The sequence below is a fragment of the Rosenbergiella gaditana genome, from assembly GCF_018494065.1.
In the GTDB taxonomy this organism is placed as follows: domain Bacteria; phylum Pseudomonadota; class Gammaproteobacteria; order Enterobacterales; family Enterobacteriaceae; genus Rosenbergiella; species Rosenbergiella gaditana.
The window spans coordinates 46,142-68,203 of the sequence record NZ_JABBFR010000008.1; the positions used below are offsets into that span (position 1 = coordinate 46,142).

At 46.3% G+C, this 22,062-nt stretch carries 22 protein-coding genes; 15 read left to right on the top strand and 7 right to left on the bottom strand.

Annotated features, from left to right (window positions below):
• The first annotated feature begins 1 nt into the window (after position 1).
• The 13 genes from murD to mutT all read left to right on the top strand — a co-directional run bounded on the left by murD (position 2) and on the right by mutT (position 14,115).
• A complete protein-coding gene (gene murD, locus HH682_RS07530; protein WP_214236972.1) occupies positions 2 to 1,318 on the top strand; it encodes a UDP-N-acetylmuramoyl-L-alanine--D-glutamate ligase in 1,317 nt (438 codons plus the stop codon).
• Positions 1,318 to 2,544, top strand: coding sequence for a cell division protein FtsW (gene ftsW, locus HH682_RS07535; RefSeq protein WP_214236973.1), 1,227 nt, complete (start codon positions 1,318 to 1,320; stop codon positions 2,542 to 2,544). The genes murD and ftsW overlap by 1 nt, the downstream gene beginning before the upstream one ends.
• Complete coding sequence (gene murG, locus HH682_RS07540) at positions 2,541 to 3,602, top strand: undecaprenyldiphospho-muramoylpentapeptide beta-N-acetylglucosaminyltransferase (protein ID WP_214236974.1); 1,062 nt, start codon at positions 2,541 to 2,543, stop codon at positions 3,600 to 3,602. Before ftsW ends, murG begins: the two co-directional genes overlap by 4 nt.
• 50 nt (positions 3,603 to 3,652) lie before the next feature.
• On the top strand, positions 3,653 to 5,119 hold the full coding sequence (gene murC, locus HH682_RS07545) for a UDP-N-acetylmuramate--L-alanine ligase (protein WP_214236975.1): 1,467 nt from the start codon (positions 3,653 to 3,655) through the stop codon (positions 5,117 to 5,119).
• A 246-nt stretch (positions 5,120 to 5,365) separates the two neighbouring features.
• A complete protein-coding gene (locus HH682_RS07550) occupies positions 5,366 to 5,569 on the top strand; it encodes a hypothetical protein (RefSeq protein ID WP_214236976.1) in 204 nt (67 codons plus the stop codon).
• Positions 5,570 to 5,623: 54 nt separating this feature from the next.
• The gene (locus HH682_RS07555) at positions 5,624 to 5,770 is read left to right on the top strand and encodes a hypothetical protein (protein WP_214236977.1); all 147 of its coding nucleotides are present in this window, start codon (positions 5,624 to 5,626) and stop codon (positions 5,768 to 5,770) included.
• A gap of 10 nt (positions 5,771 to 5,780) precedes the next feature.
• Entirely contained in the window at positions 5,781 to 6,623 is an 843-nt protein-coding gene (gene ftsQ / locus HH682_RS07560; RefSeq protein WP_214236978.1) for a cell division protein FtsQ, read from the top strand.
• Positions 6,620 to 7,876, top strand: coding sequence for a cell division protein FtsA (gene ftsA / locus HH682_RS07565; protein ID WP_048911514.1), 1,257 nt, complete (start codon positions 6,620 to 6,622; stop codon positions 7,874 to 7,876). Before ftsQ ends, ftsA begins: the two co-directional genes overlap by 4 nt.
• 72 nt (positions 7,877 to 7,948) lie before the next feature.
• The gene (ftsZ, locus tag HH682_RS07570; protein ID WP_092672178.1) at positions 7,949 to 9,103 is read left to right on the top strand and encodes a cell division protein FtsZ; all 1,155 of its coding nucleotides are present in this window, start codon (positions 7,949 to 7,951) and stop codon (positions 9,101 to 9,103) included.
• 103 nt (positions 9,104 to 9,206) lie between these two features.
• Positions 9,207 to 10,124, top strand: coding sequence for a UDP-3-O-acyl-N-acetylglucosamine deacetylase (lpxC, locus tag HH682_RS07575; RefSeq protein ID WP_214236979.1), 918 nt, complete (start codon positions 9,207 to 9,209; stop codon positions 10,122 to 10,124).
• Positions 10,125 to 10,376: 252 nt separating this feature from the next.
• Entirely contained in the window at positions 10,377 to 10,880 is a 504-nt protein-coding gene (gene secM, locus HH682_RS07580; RefSeq protein WP_214236980.1) for a secA translation cis-regulator SecM, read from the top strand.
• A 55-nt stretch (positions 10,881 to 10,935) separates the two neighbouring features.
• Positions 10,936 to 13,641, top strand: coding sequence for a preprotein translocase subunit SecA (secA, locus tag HH682_RS07585; protein WP_214236981.1), 2,706 nt, complete (start codon positions 10,936 to 10,938; stop codon positions 13,639 to 13,641).
• Between the two features lie 78 nt (positions 13,642 to 13,719).
• Positions 13,720 to 14,115 (top strand): 8-oxo-dGTP diphosphatase MutT, encoded by a 396-nt coding sequence (gene mutT, locus HH682_RS07590; RefSeq protein WP_214236982.1) that lies wholly within the window; start codon positions 13,720 to 13,722, stop codon positions 14,113 to 14,115.
• Between the two features lie 17 nt (positions 14,116 to 14,132).
• On the opposite strand, the gene yacG is transcribed toward mutT, so the two are convergent.
• From yacG to ppdD, 6 genes are all read right to left on the bottom strand, one after another.
• Positions 14,133 to 14,333, bottom strand: coding sequence for a DNA gyrase inhibitor YacG (gene yacG / locus HH682_RS07595; RefSeq protein WP_214236983.1), 201 nt, complete (start codon positions 14,331 to 14,333; stop codon positions 14,133 to 14,135).
• Positions 14,334 to 14,341: 8 nt separating this feature from the next.
• Positions 14,342 to 15,085, bottom strand: coding sequence for a cell division protein ZapD (gene zapD, locus HH682_RS07600; RefSeq protein ID WP_214236984.1), 744 nt, complete (start codon positions 15,083 to 15,085; stop codon positions 14,342 to 14,344).
• Positions 15,082 to 15,699 carry a dephospho-CoA kinase gene (gene coaE, locus HH682_RS07605; RefSeq protein ID WP_214236985.1) on the bottom strand — a complete coding sequence of 206 codons (618 nt, stop codon included), beginning with the start codon at positions 15,697 to 15,699 and terminating at the stop codon, positions 15,082 to 15,084. Before coaE ends, zapD begins: the two co-directional genes overlap by 4 nt.
• Before the next feature lie 112 nt (positions 15,700 to 15,811).
• Positions 15,812 to 17,011, bottom strand: a complete 1,200-nt coding sequence (locus tag HH682_RS07610; protein ID WP_214236986.1) for a type II secretion system F family protein — start codon at positions 17,009 to 17,011, stop codon at positions 15,812 to 15,814.
• A complete protein-coding gene (locus tag HH682_RS07615) occupies positions 16,998 to 18,395 on the bottom strand; it encodes an ATPase, T2SS/T4P/T4SS family (protein ID WP_214236987.1) in 1,398 nt (465 codons plus the stop codon). Before HH682_RS07615 ends, HH682_RS07610 begins: the two co-directional genes overlap by 14 nt.
• A complete protein-coding gene (ppdD, locus tag HH682_RS07620) occupies positions 18,392 to 18,832 on the bottom strand; it encodes a prepilin peptidase-dependent pilin (RefSeq protein WP_214236988.1) in 441 nt (146 codons plus the stop codon). Before ppdD ends, HH682_RS07615 begins: the two co-directional genes overlap by 4 nt.
• 237 nt (positions 18,833 to 19,069) lie before the next feature.
• Here ppdD and ampD point away from each other — a divergent pair, with 237 nt between their 5' ends.
• Both ampD and ampE read left to right on the top strand, forming a co-directional pair.
• On the top strand, positions 19,070 to 19,618 hold the full coding sequence (gene ampD / locus HH682_RS07625; protein WP_420826193.1) for a 1,6-anhydro-N-acetylmuramyl-L-alanine amidase AmpD: 549 nt from the start codon (positions 19,070 to 19,072) through the stop codon (positions 19,616 to 19,618).
• Between the two features lie 24 nt (positions 19,619 to 19,642).
• Entirely contained in the window at positions 19,643 to 20,494 is an 852-nt protein-coding gene (gene ampE, locus HH682_RS07630) for a beta-lactamase regulator AmpE (RefSeq protein ID WP_214236989.1), read from the top strand.
• Positions 20,495 to 20,522: 28 nt separating this feature from the next.
• Here ampE and HH682_RS07635 read toward each other — a convergent pair whose 3' ends face one another.
• On the bottom strand, positions 20,523 to 21,875 hold the full coding sequence (locus tag HH682_RS07635; RefSeq protein WP_214236990.1) for an amino acid permease: 1,353 nt from the start codon (positions 21,873 to 21,875) through the stop codon (positions 20,523 to 20,525).
• Positions 21,876 to 22,062: the final 187 nt, after the last annotated feature.

Here is a 22,062-nt window from a genome sequence, read left to right on the forward strand (position 1 = left end):
CATGGCAGATTACCAAGGTAGAAAGATTGTTATCGTCGGTTTAGGTATTACTGGACTTTCTTGCGTTGAGTTTTTCTTGGCGCGAGGCGTTGTGCCTAAGGTTATTGACTCCCGTAACAATCCTCCTGGTATCGATAAATTGCCTGAACAGGTTGAGCGCTGGATCGGGGAGATTAATCAGCAATGGTTATTAGCTGCTGACTTAATTGTCCTAAGCCCTGGTGTCGCGCTGTCACACCCTGCGATCAGTGCTGCGGCGGCAGAGGGTATAGAGATCGTTGGCGATATCGAATTATTTTGTCGCGAAGCACAAGCCCCTATCGTTGCGATTACCGGCTCGAACGGTAAAAGTACTGTGACCAGCTTGGTGGGAGAAATGTCCCGTGCCGCGGGCTGGCAAACAGCGGTGGGAGGGAATATTGGGCTGCCTGTATTATCGTTGTTGAACCCCCATATTCAGCTGTATGTGCTCGAATTGTCGAGCTTTCAGCTAGAAACCACCCATAGCCTCCAAGCGACGGCGGCAACTATTTTAAACGTAACAGAAGACCATATGGATCGTTACCCACTTGGTTTTCAGCAATATCGTGCGGCAAAATTACGCATTTACGAGCATGCCAAGCACTGTATCGTTAATGTTGATGATGCGATGACTATGCCAATTCGAGGCGTTGATCGCCGCTGCATTAGTTTTGGGGTGACTTTTGGTGATTATCATCTCAATCAGCAGCAAGGCCAAACCTGGTTACGTGCCAAGGGTGAAAAAGTCCTCAATAGCGACGAAATGCACCTGACCGGACAACATAACCTGACGAATGCGTTAGCCGCTTTAGCGCTTGCAGAGGCTGTTGGCGTGCCGCGTGCCAGTTGTTTAAAAGCATTAACTACCTTTGCCGGACTACCGCATCGTTATCAATTGGTTCATCGTAATGCGGGTGTCGAGTGGATCAACGATTCGAAAGCCACCAATGTTGGCAGTACAGAAGCGGCCTTAAAGGGACTGCAGTGCCAAGGAACATTGTGGTTGCTCCTAGGTGGGGATGGGAAGTCTGCCGATTTTTCACCTCTTGAGCGATTACTACAAGGTGACAAGATAAAGGTTTACTGCTTTGGCCGAGATGCGGAATTGTTATACGCACTACGCCCTGATATATCAGTTAACGTCGACACACTCGAGGACGCAATGCACGCGATCAGCCAACAGGTGAAAAAAGGGGATGTAGTGTTACTCTCGCCCGCCTGTGCCAGTCTTGATCAATTTAAAAATTATGAACAGCGTGGCGAACGGTTTGCGGCGCTAGCGAAGGAGTTGGGCTAATGCATATCCCGGGTCTGAGGCTCTTAGGGCGCGGCATTGCTGCGCTTTCAGAACGGATACAAAATTGGGTAATGGGATCACGGGAGAGTGATGCTTCCACGGTGGTTCTTTACGACCGGACCTTATTATGGCTGACCTTTGGGCTAGCCATCATCGGTTTTGTCATGGTGACGTCGGCGTCGGTGCCCATCGGGCAGCGTATGAACGATGATCCGTTTTATTTTGCCAAACGCGATGCCTTTTATCTGGGACTCGGTTTCGCCATTTCGTTAGTTACCTTGCGTTTACCAATGTCATTTTGGCAAAAGTACAGTAATGTCATGCTGCTGATCTCTGTGGTGATGCTCCTCGTGGTATTGGTAGTGGGTAGCTCGGTAAATGGTGCTTCACGGTGGATTGCCTTAGGACCATTACGTATTCAGCCGGCAGAATTCTCCAAACTTTCGCTTTTTTGTTACCTCGCCAGTTATCTGGTCCGTAAGGTGGAGGAAGTGAGAAGTAATCTCTGGGGATTTTTAAAACCCATGGGAGTGATGGTTATTTTAGCGGTGCTGCTCTTGGCACAGCCGGATTTAGGAACGGTAATTGTACTGTTCGTGACCACTTTGGCGATGTTGTTTTTAGCCGGTGCTAAGCTGTGGCAGTTCCTTGCGATCATTGGTTGTGGATTGTTCTCGGTTGTCCTGCTGATCATGGTCGAGCCATACCGGATGCGTCGCGTAACCTCCTTTAGCAATCCATGGGCCGATCCCTTTGGCAGTGGTTACCAATTAACGCAATCCCTTATGGCGTTCGGTCGTGGCGAGTTTTGGGGACAGGGCCTCGGAAATTCAGTACAGAAACTCGAATATCTTCCTGAGGCGCATACCGACTTTATCTTTGCGATTATAGGCGAAGAACTTGGCTATTTTGGTGTGGTTCTCGCGCTATTGATGGTATTCTTTGTGGCATTTCGTGCGATGTCTATTGGGCGTAGAGCCTTGGAGCTTGACCAACGTTTTGCCGGCTTTTTGGCTTGTGCGATAGGCGTGTGGTTCAGTTTTCAAGCTTTAGTTAACGTTGGCGCAGCGGCCGGTATGTTGCCAACCAAAGGTCTGACATTACCGCTTATTAGTTACGGCGGGTCGAGCTTAATTATTATGTCTACGGCAATAGTCCTACTTTTGCGTATCGATTTTGAAACGCGCTTAGCGAAAGCCCATGCGGTAACTCGAGGTAATCGATGAGTAGCAAAAAACTGATGGTCATGGCCGGTGGTACGGGAGGACACGTTTTTCCAGGCCTAGCGGTGGCCCATCAATTAATGGAAGAAGGCTGGGAAGTGCGTTGGTTGGGGACGGCTGACAGAATGGAAGCCGACTTAGTGCCTAAACATGGTATCGCTATCGATTTCATTAAAATCAATGGATTGCGTGGTAAAGGTGTTAAAGCTCTTTTACAAGCACCTTGGCGGATCTTTTCAGCATGGCGACAAGCCCGAAAAATTATTAAGCAGTGGCAACCCGATATCGTATTGGGAATGGGGGGCTATGTCTCTGGGCCTGGTGGCTTAGCGGCCTGGAGTTGTGGTGTTCCCGTCGTACTGCATGAACAAAATGGGATAGCAGGCCTGACGAACCAATGGCTGTCGAAAATTGCGCGTAAAGTGATGCAAGCTTTCCCCGGTGCTTTTCCCCATGCAGAGATAGTGGGCAACCCAGTGCGCAAAGATGTCTTAGCATTACCGTCGCCGACTGCTCGATTTGTGGGCAGGGAAGGGCCATTAAGAGTATTAGTGATGGGTGGCAGTCAAGGGGCACGCATTCTTAATCAGCAACTGCCCGACGTCGCGCAAGTGTTAGGTGATAAAATTACGCTTTGGCATCAAACCGGTAAAGGTAATCAAGCGGGAGTTGAGCAAGATTATTGGCAACGCGGTGTGTGCCATCATAAGATTACTGAATTTATTGATGATGTGGCAGAGGCGTATGCTTGGGCTGATGTGGTGGTTTGTCGTTCGGGAGCCCTAACGGTTAGCGAAATAGCGGCGGCAGGTGTCGCGGCTATTTTTGTCCCATTCCCGCATAAAGACCGTCAACAATATTGGAATGCATTATCGCTAGAGAAGGCGGGGGCAGCAGTTATCTTGGAACAGCCCCATTTTACTGCACAAGCAGTGATAGATTGTTTGCAAAAGTGGGATCGTGAAACGTTATTGAGCAATGCCGTGAATGCGCAGACTACGGCTGTTCCGGACTCTACACAACGCGTTGCACAAGCAATCAAACATATTGTCGCTCATTAATTTAGGGATGAAGCTTTCATCTCTTGTAAGTTATAGGTAAGAAGTTATTCATGAATACTCAACAATTAGCAAAGTTACGCTCTATCGTGCCAGAAATGAGACGTGTTAAGCACATCCATTTTGTTGGGATTGGTGGCGCAGGTATGGGCGGTATTGCTGAAGTGTTGGCCAATGAAGGGTATCAAATTAGTGGGTCTGATTTGGCACCTAACGCGGTAACTAAACACCTGACTGGCCTTGGCGCGACGATTTATTTCAACCATAGTCCAGAAAATATTCAGGGTGTCAGTGTTGTAGTGGTTTCCAGTGCTATTGCCGAAGATAACCCAGAATTAGTTGCGGCAAGAGAATCTCGTATTCCGGTTATTCGACGTGCTGAGATGCTCGCGGAACTCATGCGTTTTCGTCATGGGATCGCAGTTGCCGGGACACACGGTAAAACGACGACGACAGCAATGGTTTCCAGTATTTATGCCGAAGGTGGACTTGATCCGACTTTTGTTAATGGTGGGTTAGTTAAAGCGGCAGGTACTCATGCGCGTCTAGGAAGTAGTCGTTACTTGATTGCGGAAGCGGATGAAAGTGATGCCTCCTTCCTGCATTTACAACCGATGGTAGCAATAGTGACGAATATCGAAGCTGACCATATGGATACCTACCAAGGTGACTTTGAGAATTTAAAACAGACATTCATTAACTTTTTACACAATCTCCCTTTTTATGGTCGTGCGGTGTTATGTGTTGATGATGAGGTGATTCGTGGATTATTGCCTGAGGTGGGACGTCAAGTAACCACATACGGCTTCAGTGACGATGCTGACGTTAGGATTGCCGATTATCAGCAACAGGGCGCAACGGGTCGCTTCACCGTCTATCGACAAGATAAACCCGAGGTGATGGTCACCTTAAACGCGCCTGGTCGCCATAATGCCCTTAACGCGGCAGCAGCTATTGCTGTGGCAACTGAGGAAGGTATCGACGACGACGATATCCTAGCTGCTTTGGAGAGTTTCCAAGGGACCGGACGTCGCTTTGATGTATTGGGAGAGTTTGCTACGGATTCCGTTAGCGGTATCAGCGGTAGCGCAATGTTGGTGGATGATTATGGTCATCACCCGACCGAGGTGGATGCAACCATTAAAGCGGCACGAGCGGGTTGGCCAGATAAAAAGTTAGTGATGGTATTTCAACCTCATCGCTATACGAGAACTCGCGACTTATTTGACGATTTCGCCAATGTTCTATCGAATGTTGATGTATTGTTGATGTTGGATGTCTATTCTGCAGGCGAAACACCCATTGCTGGGGCAGATAGCCGTGCACTGTGTCGATCTGTCCGTTCTCGCGGTAAAGTTGATCCTATTCTTGTGACTGACCAAGATGGATTGCTGGAGTTCCTCGCACCCACACTAAGCGGCAATGACCTTGTGCTCTTACAAGGTGCTGGTACGGTAGGACGTGTTGCCCGACAGTTAGCCGAAAACTGGGTAGCGCCAGCGGCTCAGGCTAAGGACTAAAAGATAGCGAGAGATCAAGGAGACAATGTGTTAAGTCAAGCAGCTTCCATTGTTTTAGGGGGAGTATACTTATTTTAAGCTAAAGTGTATCTAAGTCGCTGGAATCGATACCTGATGGGGCTAGCCATAACCTTAGCCACTACGAAAACAGGGTGACTCATCCCCCTATCAACCTTTTATTAATTAAAGCCGTTAATGAGGGGGGACATTGAGGTGGGGTATTGATTAGCTCAAGCCATCATTCCGATGGCGGCTGACGATGAAAACCCACTTATTGACGGTTTTTTAAGCGGTAATAAAGAGTTGTTTGCAATAATTAGTGACAAAATATTGCCATCAATACAGATTCAGACTATTAATAATTTTTATGATTATAATGCAAAATATCTTTCTGATGAGAAACGATATTTTTGTTCTTCAGGACGGATTGTTCGCGAAGATCACCATTAGCGTAATTTAGCATGGTCAGCATGACCAACCATTGGCTGCCAAGGAAGGGCAAAAGTGAATAACAGGTGGGGCAGCAAAGGTTATTTTAAGTTCGATAAGGTGAATACTGTTCTTATCATGACCCAGCAAAATTTGATCCCAATGGCAGCCAAGCAAGCAGCAAACGATATCACGCTGCTTGTCCAACAGATTCTGGAGTAAACAGACTGATATGTCTCAGGCTGCACTGAATACGAAAAATAAAGAAACGCAAAAACGTTTACGCTCTGGTCGGAGTAATGGCACTCGTCTTTTTGGCGTCGTTTTTCTTCTGATGGTCGTTGGTACCATCGTGTTTGGTGGAATAGCGGTCGTCAATTGGATGGATGATGTCTCGCGCTTACCCCTTTCAAAGCTCGTGGTAACAGGTGAAAAGCGCTATACCTCTAATGATGATGTTCGCCAAGCGATACTCTCATTAGGTCCACCGGGGACCTTTATGTCGCAAAACGTCGACATTATTCAGCAACAGCTTGAAAGGTTGCCGTGGATTAAACAAGTCAGCGTGCGTAAGCAATGGCCAGATGAATTAAAGATTCATCTGGTTGAATATGTTCCCGTAGCAAGGTGGAATGATCAGCATGTGGTGGATGCGTCAGGTATCTCATTCACACTTCCTTTTCATCAAGGGGCTCCCAAACAAGATATTCCATTACTTAATGGTCCAGAAGGGAGCGAGAAAGAGGTCATGGCAGCTTTCTACCAAATGGCAACTAAACTGCATACGGTACACTTAACATTGAAAGCCATTGCGATGACCGAGCGTCATTCTTGGCAGCTTATCACCAATGATGGTATGAGAATTGAATTAGGAAGAGGGGAGGACGATAAGCGGTTACAACGTTTTATCACCCTTTATCCAGAACTCGTTAAACAGGCACAGGCTGATAATAAGACTATCAGCTATGTCGATCTTCGTTACGATTCGGGCGCCGCAGTTGGATGGGGCCCCGTACCCGTAGACACGCAAGCAGGTAATCAGCAACAAAATCAGGCACAGGCTAAACAACAATGATCAAGGCAACGGACAGAAAACTGGTAGTAGGACTAGAGATTGGCACCGCTAAGGTTGCTGCCCTGGTAGGGGAAATTCTGCCCGATGGTATGGTCAATATTATTGGGGTTGGTAGCTGCCCTTCTCGTGGAATGGATAAAGGTGGTGTTAATGATCTTGAGTCAGTTGTAAAATGCGTACAACGGGCAATTGACCAAGCAGAGTTGATGGCAGATTGCCAAATCTCATCTGTTTACCTCTCGTTATCGGGCAAACATATTAGTTGCCAGAACGAAATCGGGATGGTTCCGATTTCGGAAGAGGAAGTAACCCAGGATGATGTAGAGAATGTGGTTCATACGGCAAAGTCGGTACGGGTTCGAGACGAACATCGTATACTGCACGTTATCCCGCAAGAATATGCCATTGACTATCAAGAAGGGATTAAAAACCCTGTCGGCTTATCTGGGGTAAGGATGCATGCTAAAGTACATCTGATCACTTGCCATAACGATATGGCGAAAAATATTGTTAAAGCAGTCGAACGCTGTGGACTGAAAGTTGACCAACTGATTTTTGCGGGCCTAGCGTCAAGTTATGCGGTGCTTACCGAAGATGAACGTGAGCTTGGCGTCTGTGTCGTCGATATTGGCGGCGGCACCATGGATATGGCAGTCTATACTGGTGGTGCGTTACGTCACACTAAAGTGATACCTTATGCAGGTAACGTTGTGACCAGTGATATTGCCTATGCGTTTGGTACGCCCCCAACGGATGCTGAAGCGATTAAAGTTCGCCACGGTTGTGCTTTAGGGTCTATTGTAGGTAAAGACGAAAATGTTGAAGTACCGAGTGTGGGGGGAAGACCGCCTCGTAGCTTACAGCGCCAAACTTTAGCGGAAGTGATTGAACCGCGTTACACTGAATTACTGAATCTGGTCAATGACGAGATTCTTGAGCTACAAGAGCAATTACGTCAGCAAGGGGTTAAGCACCATTTAGCGGCGGGAATAGTTCTGACCGGAGGCGCTGCACAGATTGAAGGCTTGGCCGCGTGCGCGCAGCGAGTATTCCATACCCAAGTAAGAATTGGCCAACCGTTAAACATCACAGGTTTAACGGATTACGCGCAAGAGGCTTATTACTCTACGGTAGTGGGTCTCTTACATTATGGCAAAGAGTCCCATTTGGGGGACGAGGCAGAGTCATCAAAGCACTCACCTGTCAGTACTTGGTTCAAAAAATTTAACAGTTGGTTAAAAAAAGAGTTTTAATTTTGATTAAAGAGGATCATCCTAAGCTTACTGAGTGATCCTCTGGCAACAGGCACATAACGGAGAGTAATCATGTTTGAACCTATGGAATTAACCAACGATGCGGTGATTAAAGTCATCGGCGTCGGTGGTGGTGGTGGTAATGCTGTCGAACACATGGTACGTGAGCGTATTGAAGGTGTTGAGTTCTTCGCAGTGAACACAGATGCGCAAGCATTACGTAAAACAGCAGTCGGCCAAACAATCCAAATTGGTAATAACATTACTAAAGGATTAGGGGCGGGTGCTAACCCAGAAGTTGGACGTAATTCAGCAGAAGAAGACCGCGAAGCATTACGTGCAGCATTAGATGGCGCGGACATGGTGTTTATCGCAGCAGGTATGGGCGGTGGTACCGGTACGGGTGCAGCACCTGTCGTTGCTGAAGTGGCTAAAGACCTCGGAATTTTAACCGTTGCTGTGGTCACTAAACCGTTTAACTTTGAAGGCAAAAAGCGTATGGCTTTTGCTGAACAAGGTATCGCTGAACTGTCTAAGCATGTTGACTCCTTAATCACTATTCCCAATGACAAGCTGCTTAAAGTATTGGGTCGTGGTATCTCTTTACTGGATGCTTTCGGCGCGGCGAATGACGTACTAAAAGGCGCAGTACAGGGTATTGCTGAGCTGATTACTCGCCCTGGTCTGATGAACGTCGACTTTGCTGACGTGCGTACTGTTATGTCCGAAATGGGCTATGCCATGATGGGTTCCGGTATTGCATGCGGTGAAGATCGTGCTGAAGAAGCCGCTGAAATGGCTATTTCGAGCCCACTGTTAGAAGATATCGATCTTTCTGGCGCACGTGGCGTGCTGGTTAACATCACTGCTGGTTTTGATCTACGCCTTGACGAGTTCGAAACAGTTGGTAATACCATCCGTGCCTTTGCTTCAGATAACGCAACAGTGGTAATTGGTACTTCTCTTGACCCTGAAATGAACGATGAGCTACGTGTGACCGTTGTTGCAACGGGTATTGGTATGGACAAACGTCCAGAAATCACTCTAGTTACTAACAAAAACAACTCACAACCTGTGGTCGATCATCGTTACCAGCAACACGGTTTGACTCCGTTACCGCAAGAGAACAAACCTGCGGCGAAAGTGGTCAACGAGCCAAGTTCACAGCCGAATAAAGAGCCAGATTATCTCGATATTCCTGCGTTCTTACGTAAGCAAGCAGATTAAGATATTACTGAAAATTGGCGATAACCGCTTTTTGTGCTAAAGTCTACGTCCGTTTATGGGGTATATTCCCGTTTGGAAATAGTAATTTTGCGAGATTGATACGATGATCAAACAAAGGACATTAAAACGTATTGTTCAGGCCACTGGGGTCGGTTTACATACCGGCAAGAAAGTGACGCTGAACCTGCGGCCTGCGCCAGCAAATACTGGGGTCATCTATCGCCGCACTGACCTGAATCCACCGGTTGATTTCCCGGCTGATGCCAAATTTGTGCGCGACACGATGCTCAGTACTTGCCTTATCAACGACCAAGGGATCCGTATCTCTACAGTCGAGCACCTTAACTCAGCTCTTGCTGGATTAGGGATTGATAACATCATTATTGAAGTCGATGCGCCTGAAATTCCTATTATGGATGGCAGTGCAGCACCTTTCGTTTACCTGTTATTAGATGCAGGTGTCGAGGAGCTGAATAGCGCGAAGAAATTCTTACGCGTTAAGCAAGCAGTGCGTGTCGAAGATGGCGATAAGTGGGCCGAAGTGAAGCCTTATAATGGCTTCTCACTGGATTTCACTATCGACTTTAAGCATCCAGCGATTGACTCGAGTTCTCAGAACTATCGACTGAATTTTTCTACTGAAGCGTTTATCCGTCAGATCAGCCGCGCACGTACCTTCGGGTTCATGCGCGACATCGAACAACTACAGTCTCGTGGCCTGTGCCTGGGCGGAAGTCTTGACTGTGCGATCGGATTGGATGACTTTCGGGTCTTAAACGAAGAAGGTTTGCGTTTTGACGACGAGTTTGTCCGTCACAAAATGTTAGACGCGATCGGTGACTTGTTTATGTGTGGCCACAATATGGTGGGGGCGTTCTCTGCATACAAATCTGGTCACGGCCTAAACAATAAATTGCTACAAGCGGTTTTAGCCAATCAAGAAGCCTTTGAGTGGACAACTTTTGAAAGTGAAGCTGAGATTCCGCAGGCGTTTAAACTGAAAAATTTCGTCCTCGCTTAATATAATTATTACGGTCAACACCGTAATACCAGACGGGCCATGCTGATTACTCTCCGTTCAGCAGGCCCGTTTTTTTTGTATGAAATCTACTCGGTTGGCGGCTTTTTCGGTTACTCGACGTAATCATTAGTGTGGCATGGGTGGATTGATGCTACTATCAACGTTATTGTGTAGGCAGGACAATCAGGAAAAGACTTCACCTATCCTTTATAACGATAATAGAAGCTATTTTTCAATATTAACGGATGAATTGTGATTGGTTTGATTTCGCGCTGGGGACAACTGGGTAGACGCTATCTATGGCCGCATCTCTTATTAGGGATAGTCGCGGCAGGACTTGGACTGCCTTTTACCAACGGCTTGCTAACCAACACCAATGATTCAGCCTTATCCAACAAGCTCTCCGTTTCCCCGCAAGCACGTATTTATCATATTATACGTTTACACGAACGTGTATTACGCCCTACCTACGTACAAAATTTCTGGCATCAGCAAACTCTGCGTGCTGTCATTCGACACCTCTCTTTTTCATTGCCGAGAACTCAGCGTAGCGAGCCTGCTTATTCACAGCTTACCGTTAAAAGCTTAGTTGCTCTTTATTCATTCATCACATTATTGACGTCGGCCGCGGCATTTAAAGCCAGCCGTCTTATTCGCGAGCGTCTAGCGACTGGAATACCTATTGTTTTTTCTGCTGGCCATTGGGTAGCACAAGTACAAGGGATACGAGCCGGGCCTCTTCACGATAAAAATTAAAAAATTATTCAGTCACAACTCGTGAAATTGTTGTCAATATAGAGAATTTATAATCATGGTAATGAAGTTATTAACAAAAATTTTTGGTAGCAGTAATGACCGCACCTTACGTCGTATGCGTAAAGTCGTTGATGTTATTAATAAGATGGAGCCGGATTACGTCGCCCTCAGTGACGAGCAATTGAAGGCAAAAACCGGCGAGTTTCGTCAGCGTCTGGAAAAGGGTGAAAGCCTTGAAAGCCTAATTCCAGAAGCCTTTGCAACCGTTCGTGAAGCCAGTAAACGCGTTTTCAATATGCGTCACTTCGATGTGCAATTATTGGGCGGCATGGTATTGAATGAGCGTTGTATTGCAGAAATGCGTACCGGTGAAGGTAAAACCTTAACGGCAACGCTTCCGGCTTATCTCAATGCATTAAGTGGTAAGGGTGTTCATGTTGTAACAGTGAATGACTACCTTGCGCAACGTGATGCTGAGAATAACCGCCCTTTATTTGAGTTTTTAGGTCTGTCTATTGGTATCAACTTACCAGGCATGCAAGCGCCTGCTAAACGTGAAGCCTATGCTGCAGATATCACTTACGGCACCAATAATGAATATGGTTTCGATTACCTGCGCGACAACATGGCATTCAGCCCAGAAGAGCGTGTGCAGCGTAAACTCCACTATGCTTTAGTCGATGAAGTCGACTCCATCTTGATTGACGAAGCGCGTACACCATTAATCATTTCGGGGCCAGCGGAAGACAGTTCTGAACTGTATATTCAAGTCAATAAAATCATCCCGCATTTAGTTCGCCAAGATAAAGAAGACTCCGATACCTTCCAAGGTGAAGGTGACTTCTCTGTGGATGAAAAAGCGCGTCAGGTACATTTAACCGAACGCGGCTTAGTAAAAATTGAGCAGTTACTTGTGGCACAGAACATCATGGAAGAAGGTGAGTCACTTTACTCACCGACTAATATTATGCTGATGCACCATGTGACGGCAGCGCTTCGTGCGCATGCGCTCTTTACTCGCGATGTCGATTACATCGTGAAAGACGGCGAAGTGATCATCGTTGATGAGCATACCGGTCGTACCATGCAAGGCCGTCGCTGGTCTGAGGGGCTACACCAGGCCGTTGAAGCGAAAGAAGGCGTTGAAATCCAGAATGAGAACCAAACACTGGCTTCCATCACTTTCCAAAACTACTTCCGTATTTACGAAAAACTCGCAGGGATGACCGGTACTGCAGATACCGAAGCGTTTGAATTCAGCAGTATTTATAAGCTGGATACTATTGTCGTCCCCACTAACCGCCCAATGGTGCGTAAAGACAACGCTGACTTGGTCTATATGACTGAGAAAGAAAAAATTGATGCAATTATTGAAGATATCAAAGACTGTACTTCTCGCGGACAGCCAGTATTGGTCGGTACCATCTCGATTGAGAAATCAGAAGTTGTTGCGGATGCTTTAGCGCGGGCGGGAATCAAGCATAGCGTATTGAATGCTAAATTCCACTCAAGTGAAGCCGATATCATTGCACAAGCAGGACAGCCTGGCGCGGTAACTATCGCGACCAACATGGCGGGTCGGGGTACTGATATTATGTTAGGCGGAAGTTGGCACGTAGAAGTTGAAGCCTTAACGGATCCAACCGAAGCGGATATTGCGGCGATTAAAGAAGCATGGCAAGTGCGTCACGATGCGGTGCTTGAAGCAGGTGGTCTACATATTATTGGTACTGAGCGTCATGAATCTCGCCGTATTGATAACCAGCTTCGCGGTCGTGCAGGACGTCAGGGTGATAAAGGGTCTTCGCGTTTTTATCTTTCAATGGAAGATGCGCTGATGCGTATTTTTGCCTCTGACCGTGTTTCAGGCATGATGCGTAAGTTGGGGATGAAGCCAGGTGAAGCCATCGAGCACCCATGGGTCACTAAGGCAATTGCTAATGCTCAACGTAAAGTAGAAAGCCGTAACTTCGATATCCGTAAGCAATTACTGGAATACGATGATGTGGCGAATGATCAACGTAAAGCTATCTACTCGCAGCGAAATGAACTGCTGGACGTTTCTGATGTGAGTGAAACGATCAACAGTATTCGTGAAGATGTATTGAGCTCAACGATTAGTCAGTTTATTCCACCACAATCGCTCGAAGAGATGTGGGATGTGCCTGGCTTAGAAGAGCGCCTTCGTACTGATTTCGAGCTCCATCTCCCACTTACCGAATGGTTAGATAAAGAGCCAGAGTTACACGAAGAAGTTTTACGTGAGCGTATTCTACAGAACTCTCTGCAACAGTATGCCGATAAAGAAGCTGCAGTAGGTGTGGACACCATGCGTAGCTTTGAAAAGGGGATAATGTTACAGACGCTGGATACACTGTGGAAAGAGCACCTTGCAGCGATGGACTACCTACGTCAAGGTATCCATTTACGCGGTTACGCACAGAAAGATCCTAAGCAAGAGTATAAGCGTGAATCCTTCGCAATGTTCGCAAGTATGCTTGAAGGGCTGAAATATGAAGTTGTCAGCACCTTAAGTAAAGTCCAAGTTCGTATGCCTGAAGAGGTTGAGGCCATGGAGCAGCAGTTCCGTGACGAAGCTGAGCGTTTAGCAGAACAGCAACAGCTTAGCCACGTCGACGACGAAACTGCGGCAGCCAATGAAATGGCTAACCAAGCAGCGGAGCGTAAAGTTGGTCGTAACGATTTATGCCCATGTGGTTCGGGTAAAAAATATAAACAATGTCATGGACGTTTAGCTTAATTCGTTCTGGTAAGTAGCTGATATCAGAAAAGGTCCATGGAAACATGGGCCTTTTTACTGTCTAGTGGGGCGTAAATAATGAAAAATCTACAGGTTGCAGTCGGGATCATTCGTAACACTAAGAAAGAAATTTTTCTTACTCAACGAGCCTCGACCTCACACATGGCCAACAAGTGGGAGTTTCCAGGCGGTAAGATCGAAGCGGGTGAAACGGCGTTAGAAGGGTTAATCCGCGAACTGATGGAAGAAACGGGGATCACTGTTACCGAGGCTCAGCCTATTGGTACAGCAAGCCATACTTATCAGGAGGTTAGCGTTACACTCTATTTTTACCTAGTTGAGCAGTGGGCGGGAGAGCCTTGGGGTAAAGAAGGTCAGCCTCAACGCTGGATAGCCCAAACAGACTTAAAAGCTGATGAGTTTCCGCCAGCGAATATTGAGATGGTCAAACGACTAGTGAAAGGCGAGCTGTAGTCGCCAGTCTTTAGGTTTTACTCTGGGTCTTTCTCACTCCATGACTCATGGTCGAAATGCGTAGGCTGACCTGGAATAGATTTCTCTTCCGCCGCCCATTCACCAAGATCAATCATTTGGCAGCGCTTAGAGCAGAATGGGCGCCAAGTACTTAACTCATCCCAGATCACCTCTTTTTGGCACTGAGGACAATTAACGGTGGTGGGTTCGGATTGCATAAGGCCTCTTAGCAGCAAGCGAGTTGGAATAACAAAATTTCAGGGACTCTATCATCGTTTTCTAAAGGAAAAAAGCGAATTGAAAAACGAGCTTTATGTCCGGAAACTTGCGGGTAAATCTCATCATCGCTATTCAACGTGATACGGATGAGATCTTTATCTTCCGCCGAGTGTTGGTAAAAACCTTGATGGGCCTGCACTTCATTAAATCGCCCACTCTGTCTAATCAAATGCAGGATAGCCTGTAAGCTAAGATGAAGTGCCTCTAGACCCGAATACCATTGATTGAGTTGTGCTTGGCGCTTTTCTAACGGTAGATGTAGCCAGAGGTGTAGTGTCGGCGTATCGAAATTACAATAGCCGCCGGGAATCGAGAGTCGCTGACGTAATTGACCAATAAAACGATCTTCTTTGAAAGTCGTACCAAATTTGGGGGCAACATTTACTTTGTGGCTATGTGTGCTTAACTCGCTAATTAATTGGTTGACGGCTTGAACGTCGATATCCGGTACTGTCAGCCACTGGTGTAGTTTTCCCTGCTGTTTTTCTAACTCCTTAAGGAGGTCCGCACGTAATTCGCTACGCTCAAAAATATCGAGTAACTCTGTCAAGGTGCGCAAAAAGAGTAAGCAAGCTTCTGGCGAGCTGCCATTGTTCGAGGCAGCAAGTTGTTGCAGTAGGTGTTCGACGCGTAACCAACTACGCATTTTCTCATTGAGCGGATACTCGAAGGTGATCGGTGACTGCGTCATAGTTTGCGACCCTTATATTCTGATGCGAATTGATTGTAGGTCAAAATAAGCTGAGAGACTCTCTCGGCTAAAGCGCTTTTAGATAAATTATTATCAATAATATCATCAGCGATGGCTAATCTTTGTTGCCGTGTCGCCTGAGATTGAATGATAGCCAAGGCTTGCGAACGTGAGATCCTATCGCGCTCACAGACTCGCTCAATTTGCCGTTCTTCTTCGCTATCTACCACAATAACGCGTTGGGCAAGGTGTTGAAGCTGATTTTCCACTAAAAGTGGTACCACCCAGAGGCACCATTCAGCGGAGCATTGCGCAAATTTTTGTTGAGTTCTTTGCTGGATAAGTGGATGCAATAGGTTGTTTAACCATTGTTTATGTCTTGGATCGGAGAAAATAATGTTACGCAGTTGCTTACGATCAAGCTGACCGTTTTCTAGCAGGATCTTATGACCAAAATAGTCAGCCATCGTGACTAATGCGGGTTGGCCAGGCTCAACGACTTCACGAGCGATGAGATCTGCATCGATTATATCGATCTGCCTTGCCGCAAACAGATCGGCGACAGTTGATTTACCACTCGCAATGCCACCTGTAAGCGCCACAATATATGTCATGTTTATTGTCCCAACGTCAATCTTTAGTGCGGCCATCGAGCACTTTTCTCAGTTATTGGGATAAGTATGAAGGGGATAGGCGAGGGTGTAAACCTTGTGAGTTGAGGAAGAATTACCCTAAGGCTTCTCCTAAGTAGAATATAGGTAAATACATCGCTATTACGACAGTTCCAACGACTCCTCCACTGATAGCGAGCATGATAGGTTCAATGCGTTGTGTGAGACGTCGGCTAAGTGCGGATGCTTGATGTGAATACCAAGTGGCTAATTGGGAAAATGCTTTGTCGAGTTGCCCTGTCTCTTCAGCTGAACGAATAAGGAGTAGTGATAATGAGGGATATTCATCGTAATGTGCCATGGCTTGAGAAAGTTTCTCCCCCGTATGAAGACGTTGGTAAACCTCCTCGATACATTTTTTCCATAATGGGGAGGTAAATATCCCCGCAACGAGATGTAACCCATTAAGGAGAGTGAGCCCCGATTGTTGTGTGCTGGATAGGGTGGAAAAGAGCAATGAGAGGTACCTGCTCTGCCACACTTCACCTAGCAGCGGTATATTGAGTAAAAGTCGATGACGAGCCAGTTTCCAGTTTGGATATCGGCGATCACAGTAGTGGAAAATTGGCAGAATAAGGGCGGCGATTATTAAGCATAGAGGTAGTGAGGCATTTAAATAATGAGAGGCTTGTATCAATAGTTGTGTAAGGGTTGGCAGGGGTGTATTCAGTGATTGGTACATCAGTGCAAATTCTGGAAGAACAAAAACAAGGAGTCCACTGGTCGTGAGGACCAGAAATAAAAGAGTGATAGAAGGGTAGCGTAGTGCAGCAATAAGTTCCTCTCTCATGGCCTGTCGCTGCTGCAATAGATTAACGACCTGTAAGCAACTATTAGGAAGGTGACCCGTAAACTCTCCGGCACTAATCAGAGCCGATATTGTAGGCGGAAAAATTTGAGGCCACTGACTGAGTGCTGTCGATAGCTTTTCTCCAGCCGTAATTTTTTTTATTAATAGTTCGATAACGACTCGCCAAGGCAGTGAAGACTGGTTACTCATTAATAATTCCAGGCTCACTGTTAACGTTAACCCTGCATTAAGCATAGATTCCAGTTGTTGAAAAAAAATGATAAGCGTTTTCAGCTGCCAAGTTTTCATCAAGCGATGGTGTTTCACTTTGAAATGGTAAGGGACGATACCTTCCGCCATCAATTGCTGTTCACCCTCCTGTCGGTGAGTGCAGAGTTGATAACCCGTACAACTTTCCCCGTTGAGAGATATTCCCTGCCAAAAATAGAGATTAAGCTGCTTCATTTTCTCCCCCTACCACTCGGAGCAGTTCTTGGTAGGTGGTGACACCTTGCGTTACAGCATTAAGTCCTGCCTCAAATAAATTTTGTATTTCCCTTTCACGTAATAGTGCACGGATTTTTTGTGGGCAAGTACGTTGAATAATCGCATGCCGTATAGCCGCATCGACAGGGAGTAACTCGAAAAGGGCATGGCGACCCAGATAGCCGGAGACACAAAATCGGCAACCTATAGCGAGCCAATGTTCAAATGATTGTAAAGCTAAGTATGAGGGTAAGGGATCGGGCGATTGTATTCGACACCGTACGCATAACCGCCTCACGAGCCGTTGAGCAATAATAAGTCTTAAAGCGCTAGCCGCTAAGTATTCGATAACTCCCATTTGTGTTAATCGGCTTAAGGTCTCGATTGTTGAGTTGGTATGTAAAGTGCTGAGTACCAAATGGCCGGTTTGAGCCGCTTTAATGGCAATATCCGCCGTTTGATTATCTCTGATTTCACCAATCATCAAGATATCGGGATCTTGCCGCAACAATGCGCGTAAAATCGTTGGAAAATCCAGTCCCGCCTTAAGATTAATTTGTGTTTGATTGATACCAGGGATAACCAGCTCAATGGGATCTTCCACGCTACAGAGATTGCGCTCCGCGCTATTGAGATGGTTAAGAGCACTATAGAGTGTTGCAGTTTTACCACTTCCCGTTGGCCCGGTGACAATAATCAACCCTTGAGGGGAAGCTAGTGCAGCCCTTAGCAAACTTAATTGCGGGGAGGATATTCCTAGATTTTCTAGCGCTAAGTCCCCTCTGAATGTTTCTAATAATCGTAAAACGATTTTTTCGCCAAACCTTGTGGGTAAGGTGGCTAAACGGAATGAGTATTCTATATCTTGATAAGTCAGGCTAAGTTGGCCATCTTGAGGGCGGCGATTTTCCGCAATATCCGCCCCGGCGAGTAATTTAAAACGGCTGCTAATAGCATTGGTTTCGAGGGGAGATAATTCACCATAAATATATAATACACCGTCGACCCTTAAGCGTATTCTTGCCCCCTGTGCATAGGGCTCAATATGAATATCGGAGGCCTTTTTTTGCACGGCATGACACAAAATAGCTTGGCAATATTCGATAGTTGTGGGGCTGTCTTCCCCCTTATATTCCTCATGCAAGGAGAGCGATGGCGTAGCAGGTTGCTGAGAGGTGCAGTACTCTTCTTTAGACACCGTTTTAATAGCAATTTTTTTCTGACAGGTAAACGCGAGTTGATTGATATCCTCGGCCGATGGCGGTGACATGACTATCAAGCACAACGATTCCCTATCTTCATGAGTGACAAGAGCAGGATGATTTTCGCAGAATGCTTTTAGGTGTGTAGTTTTAGCACTCATGGCTTATTCTCCACATCGTCATAGCGTAATTGTCTTTCGCAGTTTTCTTTTAAGGTTTGATTGGCGGCAGTGCAACGGCGTTGCCAACTCAGCGCACCTTGCTCCGGTTGAAGCGTGGGGATAAGTTCAGCGCTCAGTCCAGTTAATGTATTAGTTCCTTGGGCACGTATTATTCCGTTATTAACGGTCAATTCTGTGATATATCGCGTGGTACGCGGAAGGGGAATACCTTCCTGACCGCTATGGCAAGAATTAAGCTGCCCCTTTTCTAGCGCGCACAGTTCTACCGCCGTTTTATAGGGCTGTAATATCTGGAGCAGATCGGTTAGCGCGGCCTTTTGCAGGTAGCCTTGGTAAGCCGGGATGCCCAACGAACTCAAAATAGCAATGATCGCGATAACGATCATCAATTCGATTAACGTAAATCCTTGTTCCATAATGCTCTCCTTAAGCGAATAAAAACATATTACTAAAGAGGTTGAGAGCGTTTAGGAAGAGGCGATAATAGATCTAGGATTCATCTTCACAGCGTGAACGTTTTTTCTAATGGTGTTGCACAAAGCTTGTGAGTTATCGTGAAATACCTATGGTAATCTTGAAGAAAGTCTGGCTTGTTGTTGGACACACTCGTTTAATCAAAAGGGCCGCTTAGATAAGTGGTAAACGACACTGACATGTTGATGATAAAAGATCATTGGTTGACCCTTGCGCGTAGAGTCCCTTCAACTCATTACAATGAACGTCCGGAAGGGGTAACACCGCGTTTATTGGTCATCCATAATATTAGCCTTCCCCCTGGTGAATTTGGTGGTCCTTACATTGATCAACTCTTTACAGGAGCATTATGTGCGGAAGAGCACCCCTATTTTGCGCAAATTGCTGCGTTACGTGTCGCTGCGCATTGTCTAATCCGTCGGGACGGTGAGATAGTGCAATATGTGTCTTTTGATAAGCGAGCTTGGCATGCTGGCCAGTCGAGTTATAACGGTATCGAAAACTGTAATGATTTCTCTATAGGTATCGAGCTTGAAGGAACTGATGAATTACCTTACACCGCGGAGCAATACCGGGCTTTGACGGCAATAACTCAGTCTCTTATTGAGACTTACGCTTTGGAGGAAGAAAATATCACTGGGCATTGCGATATCGCTCCTGGCCGTAAAACAGACCCCGGGCCATCTTTCGATTGGGACTATTTTCATTCACTCATTGCATCACACTGATCATTTAGGGAGTAGAGTTAAGTCATGACGTTATTTACGCTATTGCTTGTTCTTATTTGCGAGCGGCTATTCAAGTGGGGGGAGCATTGGCAACTTGAACATCGGCTTGTTCCTCTGTTTGGTAAACAACAACACTTTTCGTTAATCCGCACTGTCGGATTAGTGGTGCTTGTGATGCTAATTTTCACTTTATTGCTTCATGCGATTGAAGGGCTATTATTCGGTGTATTATCGCTGGTAGTGTGGATTTTAGTGGGGGTTCTATGTATTGGTGCTGGGCAAAGTCGCCAACATTACCGTGCCTACTTGCATTCCGCTAATCTGCAGGATGTTACTGGGCATCAAGCGATGGCGGAAGAGCTCAGTGTGATACACCCAATGTCGAGCCACATCACCGATAAACTCTATTTACGCGAACTGCAAAATGCGTTGCTGTGGATTAATTATCGTTTTTATTTAGCGCCTTTGTTCTGGTTTGTCGTAGGAGCAAGTTATGGTCCGGTTTTATTACTCGGGTACGCATTTTTGCGGGCATGGCAGGGATGGTTAGCTAAGCAAAGTCGACAGCATCGTGAACAGTCGGGTGTCGATGTACTGTTATTTTGGATTGATTGGATCCCGGTCAGGATTGTAGGGTTAGCTTATGCGTTCTTAGGCCATGGAGAGAAAGCATTACCAGCATGGTGGCGCTTTATGACAGATTTTCGACATAAGCCTTATCATGTGCTGTCGGTATTAGCGCAGTTCTCATTGGAACGTGATCCTTGTAAAGACAAGGTAGAAATGCCCCGGATTGCAGTGGCACTCGCAAAACGCATTACTTTAGTCATTGTGCTGATAACGGCAGTACTGACAGTGGCAGGTGTTATTCTATAAAAAATGGGGGAAATTTTCCCCCTTATCTTTAGCGAGTTATTTTATTCTTGAACAGATAACCAATGCCTAAAATGGCCACCCAAACAGGTATTAACCACACTGAAATAGCCATTCCCGGAATGGTGAGCATAATGCCCAAAATTGCTATCATAAACAGTAGGCAAACCCAGTTGCCGAGTGGATAAAATAGCGCAGGAAAACGGGGGGTTACACCTTGTTTGATTTTCGCTTTACGAAAACGCATATGCGCTAGACTGATCATTGCCCAGTTGATCACCAGTGCAGACACTACTAAGGCCATCAATAAGCCGAAAGCCTCTCCTGGCATGAGATAGTTGAGCAGAACGACCAGTGCCGTAGCCAGCGCTGAAAAGCCTAATGCTACGTAAGGAACACCGCGTTTATCGACATTAAGCAAAGCTTTAGGGCCATTACCTTGCTTTGCTAAGCCATATAACATGCGGCTGTTAGAGTACACGCAGCTGTTATAAACAGATAAAGCGGCCGTCAAGATCACGACATTCAGCAGGTTAGCTACTAATTTGTCGCCGATTTCATGGAAAATAAGAACAAATGGGCTGGTACCCTCGATAATGTTTGTCCACGGATAGAGCGACAGTAGGATTGCCAGAGACCCCATATAAAAAATCAAGATACGATAGATGACTTGATTGGTCGCTTTAGGAATGCTTTGCTGAGGATCTGCGGCTTCTGCAGCGGTAATTCCGACCAGTTCGAGCCCCCCAAACGAAAACATAATAATAACCATTGCCGTAATTAATCCTGTCACCCCATGAGGGAAGAACCCGCCCTGTGCCCAGATATTGGTGACAGAGGCTTGCGGGCCACCGTGACCACTCACTAGCAGCCATGTGCCAAAGGCAATCATTCCTATTACGGCAGCGACTTTAATAATTGAGAACCAGAACTCTAATTCACCATAAATTTTAACGTTAGCGAGATTGATGGCGTTAATCAGGACGAAGAATACGGCTGCAGAGACCCAGGTGGGGATCTCGGGCCACCAGTACTGAATGTACAGGCCGACCGCAGAAAGCTCTGCCATCGCCACTAATACATAGAGCACCCAATAGTTCCAACCTGAAGCGAAGCCGGCGAAGCTGCCCCAATATTTGTAGGCAAAGTGGCTAAAAGAACCTGCTACAGGCTCTTCAACAATCATTTCCCCTAACTGGCGCATAATCATAAAGGCGATAAAACCGCCTATGGCATATCCTAGCAGGACGGAAGGACCCGCCATTTTGATGGTTTGCGCTAACCCTAAAAATAGTCCAGTCCCAACGGCTCCTCCTAAGGCTATTAACTGAATATGTCTATTTTTCAGCCCCCGTTTCAACGAACCTGTTTGTTGCTCGCTCATAAATTCCTCTCGCGTAGTGTTCTCGTACCTTATTTTAGGCTGTAAGGAGAATGTGACAGACTGTGTCATTTATTTTACGGGGTTATGGCAGTAAATTACTACGTCGAATGTATGCAATGATCAGATATTTACGGGGTAGACTCAAAAAATCAGAGCGAAACAGGGTTATAATATCCTTCTTTTTAAT